The following is a 17580-nucleotide window of genomic DNA, read 5'->3' on the forward strand; positions in this document are numbered from 1 at the left end:
AAAAGGTGGCTGACAAATAACAATCCCTTATATGGTTATAGCGGCGGAAGCCCTCGCTCACGGCTGCGCTTCACGGCGCCCGAACAGGGCCCGCGACTGCAGCGTCATCACCACCTCCCCCGCCTGGTTTTCAAGGTGGCAGTGGTAAAACACGGCGCCACGGTCGGGCTTGGACCGCGAGGGACGCGCCTCGGTCACCCGGCAGGCGCCGCGCAATGTATCGCCCGGCCGGACCGGCAGCAGCCAGCGGATCTCATCCACGCCGGGAGAGCCCAGGCAGGTGGAGTGGCCGATAAAGCTGTCGTATTGCATGCGCATGAACACCGCGGTGGTCATCCAGCCGCTGGCGACCAGGCCCCCGAAGATGGAGTGCCGCGCGGCCTCGGGGTCCACGTGAAAGGACTGCGGATCGTATTGCCGCGCGAAAGCCACGATTTCCGCCTCGCTCACCCGGTAGGGGGCGAGTTCGATGGAGACGCCCTCGCGAAAGTCCTCGAATGCCCAGTGTTGTGTGGTCGTCACTTCTATTGCTCCGCTTTAATATGGCACTTGTTCACCGCAACCGGGCCGCGGTGGCCTGGCCTCCTAGATTTCCCGGTGCGTGGCGGCCACGCACGCCGCCTGGTCGTAGATACCCGATAGCAGGGTAAGCAGGTTGGCCAACTCAATCATGCGCTCGTCCCCGGCGGACACCGAACGCGTGAGCGGAACCAGTATCTCCCGACGGTAGCTCGCGTAGAGGTCCGTGGCGCGGTCGCCCTGCGCCGTGGTGCGGTAGGTGACACCCTTCTTGTGGCCCTGGGCGCCCAGTTTCTCGATCAGCCCCGCCTTGATCAACTTGCGGATACTGTACTGCAGATTCGACATATCGTCCCGGTTCATCAGGCGCCCCAGCTCGGAAATACCCTTGGGGCGGTCGTGCATGCGGATCACATTGAGCAGGGAAAAATCAATGCCGCTGCAGGCCTGGGCCGCGTCGCCCTGGCAACAACGGGTCAAATCGTCCATCCAGCGATTGAAGGCTGAGAAAATCCTGAAAATGGAAAACTCCACTTCCGCCACAGCGATTTCATGATCATCGGTCGCCAGGTGCCAGTGCTTGTCGAAGCGCTCTTCAGGCTCCTTTTTCATGTTTTTTCCCATAATTCTTCCACCATACTTGAAACCTAAAATTTTTACGCTTAAATTGATCATGAATTTAATGATAACAATACAGCATCATACCTACATACCGACCTAAACCTATACCTAGCAGAATCTTAATAACTATGAGAGAGGTACGACTATGTCAGCCCCCAGTCCCATGCATAACGACAACAAACTCAAACTTGGCATTTTTTCCGCCAATTGTTCTAGCGGCATGGCCGTAACGAAAATTCCCGAACGCTGGGAAAACACCTGGGACAATAACCTAAAACTGGCTCGTCTGTGTGACGAGGCCGGGTTGGAGTTCATGCTGCCCATCGCGCGCTGGATAGGCTATGGCGGCGATACCGACTTTCATGGCGGCGTGCTGGAAACCGTGACATGGGCGACAGGCCTGACGGCGCATACCCGACATATGCAGATCTTTGCCACGGTTCACACTGCCTTTAATCACCCCGTCGTTATCGCCAAACAACTGGCCTCAATTGACCATCTGGGAGGGGGCCGGGTAGGCCTGAATGTCGTTGCCGGCTGGAACAAGCCTGAATACGACGCCTTCGGTGTAGACCTACCTACGGAACATGTGGAGCGCTACGCCAGGGCACAAGAATGGTTCGATTTCGTTCAGAAGCTATGGCATGAAGAACGTGCGTTTGACTGGCATGGTGACTATTTCCAAGGCTCGGGCGTCTACAGCAACCCGCGCCCCATCCAGTCGCGCATACCCGTCCTGAACGCCGCCGCCTCGAAAGAAGGCCGCCAATTTGCCATGCGCAATGCCGACTTTTTGTTCACGCCGGTTTTCGATTTCGACCAAGCCCGCGCCACCGTCGAGGACATAGGCGGAATGTCACGCGAGCAGGGGCGCGACGTCGGGGTTTTCACCTTTAGTTCCGTAGTCTGTCGCCCCACACAAAAAGAGGCGGAGGACTACTTGGACTACTACGCCAACCAGAACGCCGACTGGGAGGCCGTGGATTACCTGATGAAATTACAAGGAATGCACGCACAGTCCTTCACCCCCGATGCACTAGCCAGGTTCCGCGACCGCTTTGCCGCCGGCCACGGCGGATTCCCGCTCGTGGGGACCCCCGACCATGTCGCGGACCAACTGGAACTGCTGAGCAAGGCAGGCATTGCAGGTACAACTCTTGCGTTTGTCGATTATGCCAAGGAGTTTCCATACTTCCGGGACGAGGTCCTGCCGCGCCTGGAGCGCAAGGGCCTGCGCCAACCGTTTACCGGACAGTCATTCAACCAAGGAGAATAATAATGAAAACCAAACATCAGAGACGCAATATCCGGCGACCGCTGGCCATCGCCATCGGCATCGCCATCGCCCAATCCGCCGCGGCGCAGAGCCTGCTCGAAGAAGTGATTGTGACCGCGCAGAAGCGCGAGCAGAACCTGCAGGACGTGCCGGTTGCGGTCACCGCCTTTACCGGCGAGCAGATGTCTGCCCTCGGGGTCCAGGAAAGCTTTGATATCGCGGCCTTCAGCCCCGGCGTACACATCAGCGGCAACCTCGCCGGGCAGAACACCCAGTTCTCGATTCGCGGGGTCACCCAGAACGATTTCAACGACATTATCGAGGCGCCCAACGCGGTCTATCTCGACGAGGGCTATATCGCGGTCGCCCAGGCGCAGACATTTGCCGTCTATGACATCGCCCGGGTGGAAATTCTCAAGGGCCCACAGGGCACGCTGTTCGGACGCAACGCCACTGGCGGCCTGGTGCACTACGTGTCCAACAAGCCGACCTTCGACGAAACCACCGGCTACGTCGACCTCACCACGGGCCAGTTCGACACCCCCAACAACGCCAACCGCCACACCCTGGAGGCCGCGCTGAGCGGCCCCCTGGGCGACAAGGTGGCGGCGCGGGCGGCCCTGCGTTACAACCGCCAGGATCCCTACCTGGAAAACCGCTACCCCGAGACGGCTTTCCTGCCGGCGCCGGGCGAGGGCGCGGGGGCGGACCTGGGCGATGACGACACCATCGCCGGCCGCCTGTCCCTCGCCTTCCAGCCCACGGACACCCTGCAAATCGACCTGTCCGCCAACTACGCCGATTCCGAGGTAAGCACCGGACCGTTCCAGTCGAAATCAACGATCGGCGTGATCGAGGGCGGGGAACTGGTCAACGTCATCGACACCCCGCCGGGCGAGACGCGACTCACCATCGACGGCGATGGTGACGGCGGCGCCGACGCCATCGATGGTGACCAGTTCCTTCCCGGCGGCGGCATCGGCCTGCCCGGCCGACTGGCGCCGGGGGCGGACTTTTTCGGCTACCTCGATCCCGACGGCGACGACTTCACCTTTTCCGGTGACTTCGCCTTCAAGGACCAGGGCTATACCGAAAGCAGCGGCCTCAACGCCAGGGTGGCCTGGGATCTCAGTGCCAACACCAGCTTTACCGCGATCACCGACTGGAAGCGCTACGAAAAACTGCTGTTCATCGACGTCGACTCGGCACCGGCCAACCAGCTCGCCAACTACGCCGGCGTGGACGCCACCAGCTTCAGCCAGGAGCTGCGCCTGACCGGGGAAAGCGACAACATGCGCTGGGTCGCGGGGCTCTACTACCTCAACATCGACAACCAGTCCGACAACGGGCTCAAGGCGCCCGCCAACAGCATCGCCGGCGGCGCTCCCTTCGCGCCGGTCGACATCGGCGTCGTGGCGGAACTCGAAACCAACTCCTACAGCGTGTTCGGCCAGCTCGATTACGACCTGACGCCCACCCTGACCGCCACCGCGGGCCTGCGGCTGATGCGGGAGGAGAAGGACTACGACATGGCACTGGGGGTTTTCCCCTCCTTTGACAACTACAGCGTCAATCGCGGGGATTTCATTCCCAACGCCTTCGGCGCCGGCTCTCCCTACTTCTACGAGGATGAAACCTCCGACCCGCTATGGACCGGCAAACTGCAACTGGACTGGCATCCCAGCGACACGCTGATGATCTACGCCGGGGTCAATCGCGGGGTGAAGGCCGGCAGCTTCAACGCCCCCCTGCTGGGCGCCTACCTGGGCTCGGGCGGCAATTCCGCCATTGCCTATGACGAAGAAGTGCTGATTTCCTACGAGGGCGGCTTCAAGGCGACGCTGGGAGATGGCCTGACCCGCCTCAACGGCTCGGTGTTCTACTACGACTATTCCGACTACCAGGCCTTCCTGTTTGTCGGGGTCGGCGGCGTGGTGATCAACGCCGATGCGGAAACCTACGGCGCCGAGCTGGAATTGACCACCTCCCCGATCGACGGTCTGGACCTGATGTTCAACGCCGCCTACTTCGACGCCACGGTGAAGGACATTCCCCTGCGCTTCGGTTCGCCGCTGCCGCCGCGGGACGTCAAGCCCACCTATGCGCCGGAACTGCAGGCCACGGCCCTGGCGCGCTACGCCTGGGACATGTTCGGCGGCACCATGGCGCTACAGGGGGACTTGAGCTACTCCGACGAGTTCTACTACAACCTGCGCAACTTCGACGCCGACAAGTTCGACAGTTATACGATGGTCAATGCCCAGTTGAGCTGGCAGAGCCCGAGCGCGGCCTGGACCACCACCCTCGCGGTGCGCAATATCACCGACGAGCGCGCCGGCGTCCAGGGCTTCGACCTGGCCACGCTCTGCGGCTGCAACGAGGTCTCCTACCGGGCGCCGCGGTTCTACAGCGTCGGCTTGCGCTATGAGTTCTAGCGGCTGGGCTCCGGCGGCGGCGACACGCCGCCGCTTCCTGCAGGGCTCGGCCCTAGCACTGGGCTTTGTGGCGGCGGGCGGCGCGCGCATCGTCGCCACGCCGGCCGAGGCCCGGGCCCGGGGCCTGCCGTTGACCGTGCTCGACGAAGCGGAGGCCGCCGCGCTGGAGGTGGTCGTCGAGGCCCTGGTGCCCGGTGCTCGCCAGGCTGGCATCGCCCATTTCGTCGACCAGCAACTCGGCGCCGCCGCCGAAGACAACTTGTTGATGCTCAAATACCTGGGCTTCGACCCCGCCGGGCACGCCGGTTTCTACCGCGAGGCCCTGTCCAATATCGAGCGTTTCAGTCGCGCGCATTTCGACAGCCCCGCCGCAGGGCTGGCGCCGGAGCGGGCCGAGCGCCTGGTGGCAGCCATGGCCGGGGATGACATCCCGGACTGGACGGGGGCGCCGGCCTCCCTGTGCCACTTTGCCCTGCGCGCCGACGGCGTCGATGTTGTCTACGGCACCGCCGCCGGCATGACCGCACTGGGCATGCCGGCCATAACCCACATCGAGGCACCCTCGCCATGGTAGGTACAGCAAATGCATCCGCGAAATCCTATGACCTGGTGATTGTCGGCGCGGGCGCGGCGGGCAGCGTAGTCGCCGCGGTCGCCGCGGAAGCCGGCAAGCGGGTGTTGATCCTGGAAGCCGGGCCGGAGCGGGAACTGGGGCAGTTGTACAGCTCGCAGATCTGGGCGCGCAAGCTCAAGTGGTCCGGCGCACCGGTTACCGAGGAGGGCAACCTGCGGGTGGGCCACAACTTCAACGCCGGCTTCGGCACCGGCGGCGCGGCGCTGCACCACTACGCCGTGTGGCCGCGCCTGCACGAAAACGATTTCAGCGTCCACTCGGATTACGGCGTGGGCCTGGACTGGCCCATCGGCTACGCGGACCTCAGACCGTTCTACGACCGCATCCAGGCGCAGGTGGGTATCAGCGGCGACGCCCGGGCCGAAACCTGGCGTCCGCCGGGGGAGCCCTATCCCATGCCGCCGCTGCCGGTGTTCTCCCAGGGCGAGGTCATTCGCCGGGGCTTCGAGGCCCTGGAGATGCACACGGCGCCCATTCCGGTCGCCGTCAATTCGACCCCCTCCGGTGAGCGCCGCGCCTGCCTGTACGACGGCTGGTGCGACGCCGGCTGCCCCATCGGCGCCCTCGCCAACCCCCTGGTGACCTACCTGCCGCGCGCGCTGAAGGCCGGCGCCGAAATCCGCCACCGGGCGGAGGTACTGCGGGTGTTGCACGATGCCAGCGGGCGGCGCGTGACCGCGGTGGAATACGTGGACGCGGCCGGCGCGCGCCAGCAGGCGCGGGGGGATCAGGTGGTGCTGGCGGCCTTTGCCGTGCAGACCGCGCGCCTGCTGCTCAATTCCCGCAGCGACCAGCACCCGGCGGGCCTCGGCAACCACAACGATCGGGTGGGGCGCTATTTGATGACCCACCCCGCCACCACGATCAGCGGGCTGTTCAAGGAGGAAACCCAGCCGGCACTGGGCATCACCGGCGGGCAGCTAATCTGCCACGACCGCTATGCCGACAAGCGCCCGGCGCCGGAACGGTTCGGCTCCTACCAGTGGCTGATCGCCAACGCGGTCAAACCCAACGACCTGTTGGGCATCGCCAACTCGCGACCGGACCTGGTCGGGGCGGCCCTCGAGCCCTTCATGCAACGAGCCGCGCGGCACTACGGCACCATGGTGGCGGTGGGCGAGGACATTGCCCTGGCCGACAACCGGGTGAGCCTGTCCCGGCAGCGCGATGCCCATGGCATGCCCCTGGCCCACTGCACGCACAATATTGGCGAGCAGACCGCCGCCATGACCCGGGCGGCCACCGAGGAAGGGCTCGCCATCTTCCGGGCCGCCGGGGCGGAAGAGGCCTGGGCGGGTCCCACCGCCGGCATGCATATACTGGGCGGCACCGTGATGGGACGCGACAGCGCGACCTCGGTCACCGACAGCTATGGGCGCTGCCACGAGCTGGACAACCTGTTCATCGCCGGACCCGGTGTGTTCCCCAGCAGCGGTGCGGTCAACCCCACCTTCACCGTTCACGCCCTGGCGCTGCGCACCGCCGAACATCTGCTGCAAAAATAGGGGACGGTTACGAATGGCGCTATCCGATCTGTTGTAGGGCCGAATTTATTCGGCCATTGATGCCGTGAGCACCGCATTTGGTCGAATGAAATCGGCCCTACAGAGGGCAAAACACCCTGTTTTTGACGGATGCAATTGCCATTCGGGACGGATACCTGTTTCGCGTGTGAAATAGGTATCCGTCCCCCATTTCGGAAAAGGTATCCGTCCCCCCGATCTCCGGAGTTTGTCTTTGAGACAACGTTCTTTTTTGTTTGGTGTTATTGAATCAACACCGTGGGGCGATATGCTGCCCTAACGTTTGCCTGCACACGACTCATTCTAACAAGGTGCCAGTCGGGCACCCGGGGGCCCAATCACTATATGAACAGCCTGATCACTCTGATGCGCACCATTGTCGGCCCCACCGCGGTGATCGCCGCGGGCACCATGGGCGCCGGGGCCGTGGCGTCTTTCCTGCTGGCGGGGGCCTGGTTCCGCTACGACCTGCTGTGGGTCATCCTGCTGATGCTGCCGGTGTTCGTGGTCAGCACCGACACCGCCTCCCGCATCGGCTTTCTGAACGCGCGCGAGGGCATGTTCTCCCTGATCCGCCGCCAGGTGCATCCCGGGGTGGCCTGGTTCCTGCTGCTGGTGAACGTGCCGGTACACTTCCTGATTGTCATGGGCCAGATGTCGGTGATGACCTCCGCGCTGATGTCCGTCTTTGGCTTCCATCCCCCGGGCGTCGAGGCCGGCGCGGACTACGTGCAGGGCTACCGGGTGGCGGAAATCGTACTCAGCCTGGTGTGCGGCGCCGCCATTCTCTGGCTGGTCCTGGCCCAGGGCTATGAACGCATGCAAAAGGCCATGAGCCTGCTCATGGTATTGATGTTCATCTGCTTCCTGACCGTGGCCCTGCGGGGCCTGTCGGAACTGCCCGACATCCTCGCCGGGTTCATCCCGCAAATGCCGGACGACCTGCCCCGCTCGGGGGGCGCCGAACCCCGCGTGGCCACCAGCTCCATTATCGCCATGGTCGGCGCGGCCATCGCCCCGGCGGCACTGCTGGGCATGCCCTACCTGCGGGCGGACGACGACAGCCCCGACCGCGACCTCGGTCGCGACCTGCGCAACTCGGTGGTGAATCTCGGGGTGATTTTCGGCGCCTACGCCATCTTCATCGTTATCGCGGGCGGGTTCGCGCTGCACCCCCTGGCCAATCACGCGGAGATCGAAGCCGTCCACCAGGCCAGCGGCGTCCTGCAGGGCGCCTTCCCCGAGGCGCTCGCCTTCGCCGGCCCGACGATTTTCTCTCTGGGCGTGTTCATGGCGGCGGTTACCACGCTGGTGGTCGCCGCCCAATTGTCCGTGTACTTCAGCCTCGACATGCTGGGCCGCAACTGGCGTTTCACCACCGACAACCGGCTCTACCACCGGGTGCTGATCGCCTTTGTCATGGGCGCCGCGGCACTCGCGCCCTTCTGGAGCTTCCCCGCGCTACTCAAGGTCATTTTGCTGATGGGCATCAACGTGGTGGTCATACCACTGGTGTTCGTCATCGTCATCTACCTGGTCAACCGCCGCAGCGTGGTCGGCGGCCACACCGCCGAGTGGTGGCGCAACGCGCTGCTGGCGGCGGGACTGGCCACCTCCATCGCCCTGGCGGTGGACAAGGTGCCCCACTACCTTTCGCTTTTGCTGCCCTGAAACCCGCCGGAGAATCCGCCATGAACGATACCCAACGCCCCCAGTTCAAGCGCGCCGACCATGTGTCGCTGACCGTGGCCGACCTGGACGCGGCCGTCGCTTTTTACACCGAGGTATTCGGCGCCTCGCTGCGCTACCGCATGGGGCCCTTCGACGCCGCCGAGATTCCGCCGATGGACGACGGCCGGGACTGGACCGAGGCCCACGTCAACGTCCCCGGCGCCCGCCTGAACATCGCCATGCTGCAACTGACCGACAACCTGGGCATGGAGCTGTTCCAGTACGAACGGCCCGCCGACACCGCGAAAACCCCGCCGCGCAACTGCGATATCGGCGCCCGCCACCTGTGCCTGGAAGTCGCCGACGTCCAGGCCGCGGTGGACTACCTGCAACGGCACCAGTGCCGGGCCCTCGCCGGCCCCATCGTTTCCGAGGACGGACCGGCCCCGGATTCCCTGTCCTGGTACGTGCTGGACCCCTTTGGCAACCAGCTGGAACTGGTCCAATACACCTGAACACGGACGACGAACGATGCGCGACAAACACCTGAAGCCCTCGCGGGGCCCCCTGCTGGCGGCGGCCGCCCTCGCCCTGCTGGCCCCGGCATTGGCTCCGGCAGCGGAGCGCCCGCTGACACTGGACACCATTTTTGACAGCGACGCCTTCGCCAATCCGCTACCGAAAAGCCTGCACTGGCGTAGGGACGGGGCGGCGATGACCTATATCGATACTGAGTCCGGCGCGCTGCTGTCACGCCCGGCCAACGGCGACCAAGCCACCCTGTTGCTGGCGCCCGACAAGCTGCTAGACGGCGACAGAGTGCTGACCGCCACCGACGCCAGCTGGAGTCCCGACCTCGCCTTTGCCCTGATCGAAACCAACGCTCGCGTTACCTGGGACGGCGTCCGCGAGGGGACCTACTACATCTACACGCGCGATAGCGGGACACTGCGCGCCCTGGCAGACGGCAACACCGTGCGCTACGCGGAACTCTCCCCCGACGGCCGGCGCGTGGCCTACGTGTGGGACAACAACCTGTATGTTGCCCAGGTCGATGGCGTGTCCACTGTGGCGGTAACCAGCGATGGCGGCGAACACATCTTCAACGGCATCTTCGACTACGGCAGTAGCGAATTCGGCCAGCGCAAGGCCTGGCACTGGTCCCCGGACGGGACCCAGATCGCCTTCTGGCAACTCGATGCCAGCGACGTACCAACCTTTCCCCTGATCGATGAGCTGGGCGACTACAGCGAGGTCCGGCGTTTCCACTATCCCAACACCGGCGAGCGCCACGCGAATAACCGGGTCGGCGTTTATGACATCGAGCAACGCAGCACCCGCTGGCTGGATACCGGGCACGACACCGACGACTACCTGCCCCGGGTAGACTGGGGCCGCGGCGGCCGCTTCCTGTTCGTGCAGCACCTCACCCGCGACCACAAACAGTTGCGCCTGCTGCGCTTCGATCTCGTGAACGGCGGCCGCGAGGTCCCGATCACCGACAGCGACCCGGCCTGGATCGACATTACCGATGATTTTACCGCCCTGGCCGGAACCCGGGGTGATTTCCTGTGGACATCGGAACGCAGCGGTTATCGCCATATCTACCGCTACAGCGGTGGCAGGCTCAGCCCCTTGACCGGGGGCGACTGGTCCGTCGATGCCATTGTCGGCGTCGCCGCCAGCGAGCGGGCGGTCTACTTCTACGCCAAGAAAGACTCGCTGATCGACCAGCACGTGTACCGCGTACCCCTGGGCGGCGGCGAGGTCACCCGGGTCACCGAGCAACCGGGCTGGCACGAGTGGCAACTGTCGCCGGACGGCGGCCACGCCGTCGCCACCCACTCCACGGCCAACCGTCCCCGCGTGGTCCGGGTCAGAAACCTCGCCGACGGCGCTAGCGAGACACTGGCCGACAACCGCATCGCCGGCATGCGCGACTACATCCTGCCGCAAACCGAATTCATCCAGTTCGAGACCGGCGATGGCGTTACGCTGAACGGCTACTTCATCAAACCGGTGGATTTCGACCCGGCCAAAAAGTACCCGGTGATTGGCTACGCCTACGGCAACGCCGGCTCGCAGATCGTGGTCAACCGCTGGGGCACCCAGCGCGGCCCCAACCAGGACCTGTGGCACCGCTACATGGCGCAGCAGGGCTACGTCATCTTCGCCATGGACAACCGCACCACCACCGGGCGCGGCAAGGCCGCCAAGAACCTGACCTACGGCCACTACGGCAAATACGCCGTACTCGACGAACTGCAGGGGGTGGAATACCTCAAGACCCTGCCCTGGGTCGACAAAGAGCGCATCGGCTTCTGGGGCTGGAGCGGCGGCGGCTACCTCGCCGCGGCGCTGATGACCAAGGGCGCCCCGCACTTCAAGGCCGCGGTGAGCGTGGCGCCGGTCATCGACCTCACCCGCTACCAGGCGGTGGGCGTCGAGCGCTGGATGGGCACGCCGGAGGAAAACCCCGAAGGCTACGCCGCCGTCAACCTGATGAATGTCGCCGACCGCCTGCAGGGCAAGTTGCTGTTGATGCACGGCACCGGCGACGAAAACGTCAAGTTTGCCTTTACATTGCAGTTCGCCGACGCGCTGATCAAAGCGAACAAGCAGTTCGATATGGTGGTCTACCCCAACAGCCGGCACACCATTACCGATGCCAGGCGGCACGTGTTCAGCACCATGACGCGCTACTTCAACGACAACCTTTAACCCGCACGAGACCTTGCCCCATGAGTAAAGCAACCATCAACCCCGAGACCCTGTACGGCAGCACCCAGTTCGGCTTTTCCCACGCCGTGAAATCCAGCCGCGCCACCACTGTCCATTGCTCCGGCCAGGTGGCCTGGGACAAGGACTACAATATCGTGGGCGGCGACGATATCGCGGCGCAGGCGCGGCAGGCGCTGTCCAACCTCAAAACCGTGCTGGCGGACGCTGGCGCGAGTATCGACGACATCGTGCGGCTGCGCACCTACGTGGTCAACCACAAGCCCGAATACCTGGAACCCGTGGGCATGGCCCTGGCGGAGTTCTACGGCGACACCACGCCGGCGGCCAACACCTGGATCGGCGTGCAGTCCCTGGCGATGCCGGAGTTCCTGATTGAAATCGAGGCCACGGCCGAAATAAACGAATAAGCCCGCCTCCTATCTGCTTCTGTCGCAAGCTCTGTATTCCAATACGACACCGGCCGTATTCCAGTGACGCCGACATCAATTAATGGATAGAGAGTTTGCGACAAAGCCGCTTTACCTGGGCTTCTGAACGACAGTAGAACTACCGCCGCGACGAAGGAGTATGATGGCCACACTACAGGTGAACCGACGCCGCCTGTTGCAATTGGGTGCAGCCACGGCATTGATCTCCGTCACCGGATTTCGCGCTACCGCACAATCCCCACTGCAGCGGCTCACGGCCCAAGGCCCGGTGATCGGAGTCGAACTTTCGGACAGCTTCGCCTTCTACGGCATCCCTTTTGCCGCCCCACCCGTGGGAAAACTGCGTTTTCGTGGGCCGCAGGAACCGCCTCCGCGCCGTGGGCCACTGAGGGCGTCCAATTTCGCGCCGGCGCCGATTCAGAAGCAACCCAGGCCCGGACTTTACATGGACGGCCCGATGCCGCTGTCCGAGGATTGCCTGCACCTGAATATCTGGGCGCCCAAAGAGGCGGGGCCGCATCCCGTCTATGTCTGGATTCACGGCGGCGGCAATGTCGCGGGTGCCAGCCGAATGCCGGTGTTCGACGGCAACCGTCTCGCCCGCCACGGCATCGTTTGTGTCAGTATCAGTTATCGGGTAGGCGTATTCGGCTTTCTTGATGTCAGCTCCATCCTTGGTAACGAATACGCCGGCAGCGGCAACAACGGCCTTCTGGACATCGTGCAGGCGCTGCAATGGGTGCGCGCGAACATCACGGAATTTGGCGGCGATCCGCAAGCGCTGACCATCGGCGGCCAAAGCGCGGGTGGAAAGAACGTTTGTTCTCTTCTGGCACTCCCCGCTGCCAAAGGGCTGTTCCGAGCCGCGATCTGTGAAAGCGGCGGCGCCGAAACCGCCATGAACACCGAGCGCGCCTGCAAGATGGCCGATGATTTTGAAGCTGCCGCTGACGGGCTGAACCTTTTGACCGCGTCCCCCGAAGCGTTACTGGAGGCACAGAACCGCTTTAGTGCGCGCTGGGACCGGAAATACCCGTTCCGGGCGATTATTGATGGCGTACATCTGACCGATGTTCCGCTTTACACCATGCGCGACGGGAAAAGCGCTGACGTACCGGTGCTGATGGGTACGACGCGGGACGAAAACGCCTTCTTTGGCCCCAACACCGATGGCAGTGGTACGGTGGCACAGGGCGACATCGCCAACATGGCGATCGAGCGCTTCAATGCGATCTACACCAAATACGACACGACCCTGCCCAATGCCACACCAACCGACCGCCGATATGCCGCCCTGACCGCCGAAGAGTACTGGGTGCCAACGATCCGCGCCGCCGATATGCTGACAGCGGCCCAGCACAAAGTGCATGTCTATCGCCTGGATATGCCGCGGACCGAGGCACCCAATGCAGGATATGCGGTTCACGGGTCCGAACTGCCACTGCTTTGGTCGAAACTGGATGATCCCCGCTCAGCGGAATTGGGGCCCGAGGGGGCGGCGGCACAGCGACTGTCCGATCTCATGCATGCCGATTGGGTCCGGTTTATCAAAACGGGGACGCTACGTGACGATTGGCCCACCTATGGCACCGAGCGCGCGACGATGATCTATGATGCGGATGCCCGGATCGTCAACGACCCCGATGCAGACCAGCGCCGCCTCTGGTCCGCAACAGCGTTCGATTTTCCACTATAACAACCACAGCGAGGCTATCTCTTCTTCTTTGGTTGGCAAAAAAAACGGGCCGGCCACAGGGGTGACCGACCCGAAACGTTGCCGCCTGGCGCACGGCTCCCCGCCAAGGTTGCGCGCACACGCCAGGCCACAAAAAGGTACGGCTAGCGCTGTACCTCGAAAATGCGGCCGTCGGCCAGCACCAGGCGCTGCCCGTCAAAGCGCGCCGTGAGTGTGACATCGCGCAGATTTTGCGCCAGGCCCTCGGCGCTTTCCGCCCAGCGGATAACCTCGAGGAGCAGCTGGCCACCTTCCTGCCGATAGGTACCGTAGCCCGTCACGGCGCGCTCGGCATTGCCGTCGACCAGGATGAAGTACCCGCCGGTGAAGGCGAGCATGCCGTTTTCCAGCGGATAGATGTCCGCCTCGTCGGCGTCCCCGATTTTTTCCAGGGTCTGCACGGTACCGCTGCCAAATACCAGCGTCATCGCGTCACCCTCGCGGGTAACATCGAGAGCGTGCGTGGTCGCGCCGGCGTCCGCCAGCGCCTGCCCGCCAGCCGGCGCCAGACTCAGGGTTTGCCCCGCTTGCAGCTCAATACCCTTGTCGGTCGCCGTATAAGTGCCCGTGTGCGCCATGGCCTGCTTCGGGGCCGGGCCGCCATCGTGGAATACCGCTTGCTGCAGGAACTTGCCGTCCGCCAGGAGAAAAATACCGGTCAGCGGCATGTCCACGCCGCTGGAGCTGGTCAGGCCGGTGTAATTCCACAGGCCTTCAACCGGCCCGACGGCCTTGTCCGCCTGTGACGCTGCCGGCAGGAACGCCAGGCCAATGGCCGCAACGCCGCTCAACAGGGCCTTCCTGGTTAGTTTCATCGCTTTGTTCATCGTCTTGTTCATGGGTGGGAAAAATCCTCGTTGATGAGTGGAAATCCGCTATTTGCTCGCATTGTTGAGGAAGACGTCGCCGCCTTTCATCACCAGGCGAATATCCCGCAGGGCCTTGATATCGCGCGTCGGGTCGCTGGACACCGCGACGATATCCGCGTATTTGCCCACTTCCAGGGAGCCGATATCCGCCTCGGCGCCGAGCATCCGCGCCGGTTCAATGGTCGCCGCGCGCAGGGCCTGCAAGGGTGTCATGCCCGCCTCGACGTAGTACTGGGCCTCGCGGGCGGTAGCGTTGGTGCCGTCGTTGGGCTCCTGGGGCAGCTGGTCCGTGCCCAGGGCGATATTCACGCCTTCCTCGATCGCCGTCTGCAGCATCTTCCAGTGCTCCTTGCCAGTGGAGTTGCGGCGCTCCAGGTACCAGTGGGGAGATCCAATACGCGTGAAGAAGGGTTCGGTGGCCGGCTGGCTGACCACGATAGTCGGCACCAGCCAGGTGCCCTGCTTTTTCATCTTGCGCAGGATCTTGCGATCGAGGAAGTAGCCGTGTTCGATGCTGTCCACGCCGGCGTCCACCGCGACGTCGGTCGCCAGCGTAGAGCCCGAGTGGGCCGCCACCCTGGCGCCAAAGCGGTGGGCGGCGTCGACGACCGCGTTGATCTCCTCGGGAGTCATCAGCGGCTGGGCGATGCCGCCACCGTCAGTGGCAATACCGCCGGAAATCAGGATTTTCACCCAGGAAGCGCCCCGGCTGATTTCCTGCCGCGCCTTCTTGATCAGTTCGTAGGGACCGTCGGCAAAGGTTTTGCCCGCTTCGGATCCGTGGCCGCCGGTAATCGCCAGGTATTCCCCGGCGCTGAAAATGCGCGGGCCGACATAGTCACCGCGCTCGATCGCGGCCTTGACCGCCATGTCGCCGTGGGCGTGCTCGCCCGGCAGGCGGATGGTCGTCACCCCGGCGTCCAGCGCGCCGCGCGCATTGACCATCATCCTCAGGGACAGCGCCTCCGGCGACTCGTTGGCCAGCGCCGCCTGCATCTTGCCGGGCAGGATAAGCCCGAGGTGCACATGCATATTCATCATGCCCGGGATCAGCCACAGCCCCTCGGCGTTGACGATCTCGGCATCCGCCGGAATATCGACCTCTCCGCGTTTGCCGATGGCGCTGATGCGCTCGTCGTCAATCAGCACCACGGCGTCGCTCAGCGGCTTGCCGCCGTCGATATCCACCACATTGGCGCCGACGATGGCGCGGGTCTCGGCCAGGGCCAGCGCGCTCGCAAAGAGCTGCGCCAGCACCAGCAACCAGGCTTTGGGTAGGTGTTTTGACATGTTCTTCCTCACTGGATCGATCAGGATTCGTGTTTACCGGGGGCGCGGGAGGCTATCCAATGGTCCACGCGCTCCTCGAGCAGGTACAGGGGCAGCGGGCCGCTGCGCAACACCAGCTCGTGGAACTGCCGGCTGTCGAAGCGCTCGCCGAGCTCGGCGGCGGCATGCTCGCGCAGCTCGATCAATTTGCCCATGCCGATTTTGAACGCGGTTGCCTGCCCCGGCACGGCCAGATAGCGGTCTACCGCCCGCTCGTTGTTCTCCACCGAGCTCGCGGTATTCTCGTTGAGATAGGCGATAGCCTCTTCGCGGGACCAGCGCTTGGCGTGCAGGCCGCTGTCCACCACCAGGCGGCAGGCGCGCCAGAGCTCGCCCGCCAGGCGTCCAAACTGGGCGTAGGGGTCGGTGTACAGGCCCAGTTCGTCGGCCAGGGTCTCGGCGTACAGGGCCCAGCCCTCGGTATAGGCGGTATTTTGCCACCATGTATAGTACTGGCGAATAGCGGGAATGGACGGCTCGGTCTGCATGATCGCCGACTGCAGGTGGTGGCCCGGCACGCCTTCGTGGTAGAGCAGCGCCGGCAGGTCGTAACGGGCGGCGCCGGCCATATCGTACATGCCCAGGTAAACCGTGCCCGGCTTGCCGGTCTCGGGGCTGCCCGACTCATAGAAGCCAACCGGCGCCGACTTTTCCCGGTAGGCCTCGATGCGCCTGACCTGCAGGGGCGCCGGAAGACCGCCGGGCAGCACCTGGTCAACGCGCGCCACGGCACCATCGACAATGCTCTGCGCCAGCGCCAGGTAGGCCGCGCGCCCCTCATCGCTATTGTCAAAATAGAACTGCGGGTCGGTTTTCAGGTGTTGGAAAAAAGCCTTCAGGTCGCCCTCGAATCCCACCTGTTCGCGAATGGCGTCCATCTCCGCGTGCAGCCTGGCCACCTCGGCCAGCCCCAGTGCATGCACCTCGTCGGCGGTGATATCGGTCGTGGTGTACTGGCTGAGCAGGAACTGGTAGAACGCATCGCCCTCGGGCATGCTCCAGACACCGGAGCTGCCCGGCGCCCGCTCTTGCTCCGCCTGCAGCTCCGCCACCAGGCGCGCGTAGGCCGGCGCGAAGTGCGCCTCGAAGGCGGCGCGGGCGCGGCTGAACAGCGCCTGTTCCCGCGCGGCAGGGAGCTCAAGCCCAGCGACCTTGCGGCGAAAGTCGCTGAGGATGACATTGTCGTCGCCGGTGTCCGCGGCAATGGATTGCGCGGCCTGGATCAGTCGCGGAAACAGGGCCGCCGGCAGGTGAAAACCCTTGTCTTCGCGGGTTTTCAGGGTGGCAATCAGCTGGTCAATTGGCTCGCCCACACTTTCGAGACGAGCAATATAGGCCTCGGCGGCGGCCACATCGTCGATGCGGTGGTAGTTGATCAGCACACCGGTAATCTCCAGGTGCAGGCCGACAATCTGGTTGATCGGGTTGAGGTGGTAGCGCCAGCGGCCGCGGTCGATGCGCAGCTGGAGGTCGGCCTCGAAAGCCTTGTAGTTCAACTGCGCATCGGCGTCGAGGCGGGCAAAGTCGATCTCCTCGCGCAAGCGATCCAGGTCGGCGCGCACCCGCTCCAGTTCCTCGGCGCGCGCCCGGGCCGATATATCGGGCCAGGCGTCGAGGCCGCCGCGCCGCCCCAACTTGGTCGCCAGTGTCGGGTCGTGTTCAACGCGGCGCTCATAGACCGCGTCGAGCATGGCGTCGAGTTCTTCCGCCTCGCCGGCAAGCGCCGGCAGCGACGGCGCCAGCAGCAGGCAGCTCAGGCCAATACGGGAAACCAGTGCACAGTTGAATGCCACGCCGG

At 64.1% G+C, this 17580-nt stretch carries 14 protein-coding genes; 9 read left to right on the forward strand and 5 right to left on the reverse strand.

Translation table 11 applies throughout. The features are described 5' to 3' along the window. Nucleotides 1–57: 57 nt before the first annotated feature. Nucleotides 58–522 carry a MaoC family dehydratase gene (locus JYP50_RS03160; protein ID WP_347136713.1) on the reverse strand — a complete coding sequence of 155 codons (465 nt, stop codon included), beginning with the start codon at nucleotides 520–522 and terminating at the stop codon, nucleotides 58–60. Nucleotides 523–585: 63 nt separating this feature from the next. After that, on the reverse strand, nucleotides 586–1131 hold the full coding sequence (locus JYP50_RS03165) for a winged helix DNA-binding protein (RefSeq protein WP_206559020.1): 546 nt from the start codon (nucleotides 1129–1131) through the stop codon (nucleotides 586–588). A gap of 172 nt (nucleotides 1132–1303) precedes the next feature. Between JYP50_RS03165 and JYP50_RS03170 the strand changes: the two genes are divergently transcribed. From JYP50_RS03170 to JYP50_RS03210, 9 genes are all read left to right on the forward strand, one after another. Further along, the gene (locus JYP50_RS03170) at nucleotides 1304–2416 is read left to right on the forward strand and encodes an LLM class flavin-dependent oxidoreductase (protein WP_206559021.1); all 1113 of its coding nucleotides are present in this window, start codon (nucleotides 1304–1306) and stop codon (nucleotides 2414–2416) included. Between the two features lie 2 nt (nucleotides 2417–2418). Further along, the gene (locus tag JYP50_RS03175) at nucleotides 2419–4851 is read left to right on the forward strand and encodes a TonB-dependent receptor (protein WP_206559022.1); all 2433 of its coding nucleotides are present in this window, start codon (nucleotides 2419–2421) and stop codon (nucleotides 4849–4851) included. Then, a complete protein-coding gene (locus JYP50_RS03180) occupies nucleotides 4841–5425 on the forward strand; it encodes a gluconate 2-dehydrogenase subunit 3 family protein (protein WP_206559023.1) in 585 nt (194 codons plus the stop codon). Before JYP50_RS03175 ends, JYP50_RS03180 begins: the two co-directional genes overlap by 11 nt. Next, nucleotides 5419–6990, forward strand: coding sequence for a GMC oxidoreductase (locus JYP50_RS03185; RefSeq protein ID WP_206559024.1), 1572 nt, complete (start codon nucleotides 5419–5421; stop codon nucleotides 6988–6990). The genes JYP50_RS03180 and JYP50_RS03185 overlap by 7 nt, the downstream gene beginning before the upstream one ends. Nucleotides 6991–7353: 363 nt before the next feature. Next, nucleotides 7354–8679: an NRAMP family divalent metal transporter gene (locus JYP50_RS03190; protein ID WP_241262774.1), complete on the forward strand. Its 1326-nt coding sequence runs from the start codon at nucleotides 7354–7356 to the stop codon at nucleotides 8677–8679. Between the two features lie 20 nt (nucleotides 8680–8699). Further along, the gene (locus JYP50_RS03195; RefSeq protein WP_206559025.1) at nucleotides 8700–9194 is read left to right on the forward strand and encodes a VOC family protein; all 495 of its coding nucleotides are present in this window, start codon (nucleotides 8700–8702) and stop codon (nucleotides 9192–9194) included. Between the two features lie 16 nt (nucleotides 9195–9210). After that, nucleotides 9211–11400, forward strand: a complete 2190-nt coding sequence (locus JYP50_RS03200; RefSeq protein ID WP_206559026.1) for a S9 family peptidase — start codon at nucleotides 9211–9213, stop codon at nucleotides 11398–11400. 20 nt (nucleotides 11401–11420) lie between these two features. Then, nucleotides 11421–11828 carry a RidA family protein gene (locus JYP50_RS03205; protein ID WP_206559027.1) on the forward strand — a complete coding sequence of 136 codons (408 nt, stop codon included), beginning with the start codon at nucleotides 11421–11423 and terminating at the stop codon, nucleotides 11826–11828. Between the two features lie 163 nt (nucleotides 11829–11991). Beyond that, complete coding sequence (locus tag JYP50_RS03210; protein WP_206559028.1) at nucleotides 11992–13545, forward strand: carboxylesterase/lipase family protein; 1554 nt, start codon at nucleotides 11992–11994, stop codon at nucleotides 13543–13545. A gap of 143 nt (nucleotides 13546–13688) precedes the next feature. Here JYP50_RS03210 and JYP50_RS03215 read toward each other — a convergent pair whose 3' ends face one another. Genes JYP50_RS03215 through JYP50_RS03225 form a run of 3 tightly spaced genes read right to left on the reverse strand, consistent with a single transcriptional unit; the run spans nucleotide 13689 to nucleotide 17575 of the window. Beyond that, nucleotides 13689–14399 carry a hypothetical protein gene (locus tag JYP50_RS03215; protein WP_206559029.1) on the reverse strand — a complete coding sequence of 237 codons (711 nt, stop codon included), beginning with the start codon at nucleotides 14397–14399 and terminating at the stop codon, nucleotides 13689–13691. A gap of 60 nt (nucleotides 14400–14459) precedes the next feature. Next, nucleotides 14460–15743 carry an amidohydrolase family protein gene (locus JYP50_RS03220; protein ID WP_206559030.1) on the reverse strand — a complete coding sequence of 428 codons (1284 nt, stop codon included), beginning with the start codon at nucleotides 15741–15743 and terminating at the stop codon, nucleotides 14460–14462. Between the two features lie 20 nt (nucleotides 15744–15763). Further along, on the reverse strand, nucleotides 15764–17575 hold the full coding sequence (locus JYP50_RS03225) for a DUF885 family protein (RefSeq protein WP_206559031.1): 1812 nt from the start codon (nucleotides 17573–17575) through the stop codon (nucleotides 15764–15766). Between the last annotated feature and the right edge of the window lie 5 nt (nucleotides 17576–17580).

The sequence above is a fragment of the Parahaliea mediterranea genome, from assembly GCF_017255185.1.
GTDB lineage: Bacteria > Pseudomonadota > Gammaproteobacteria > Pseudomonadales > Halieaceae > JAFKCZ01.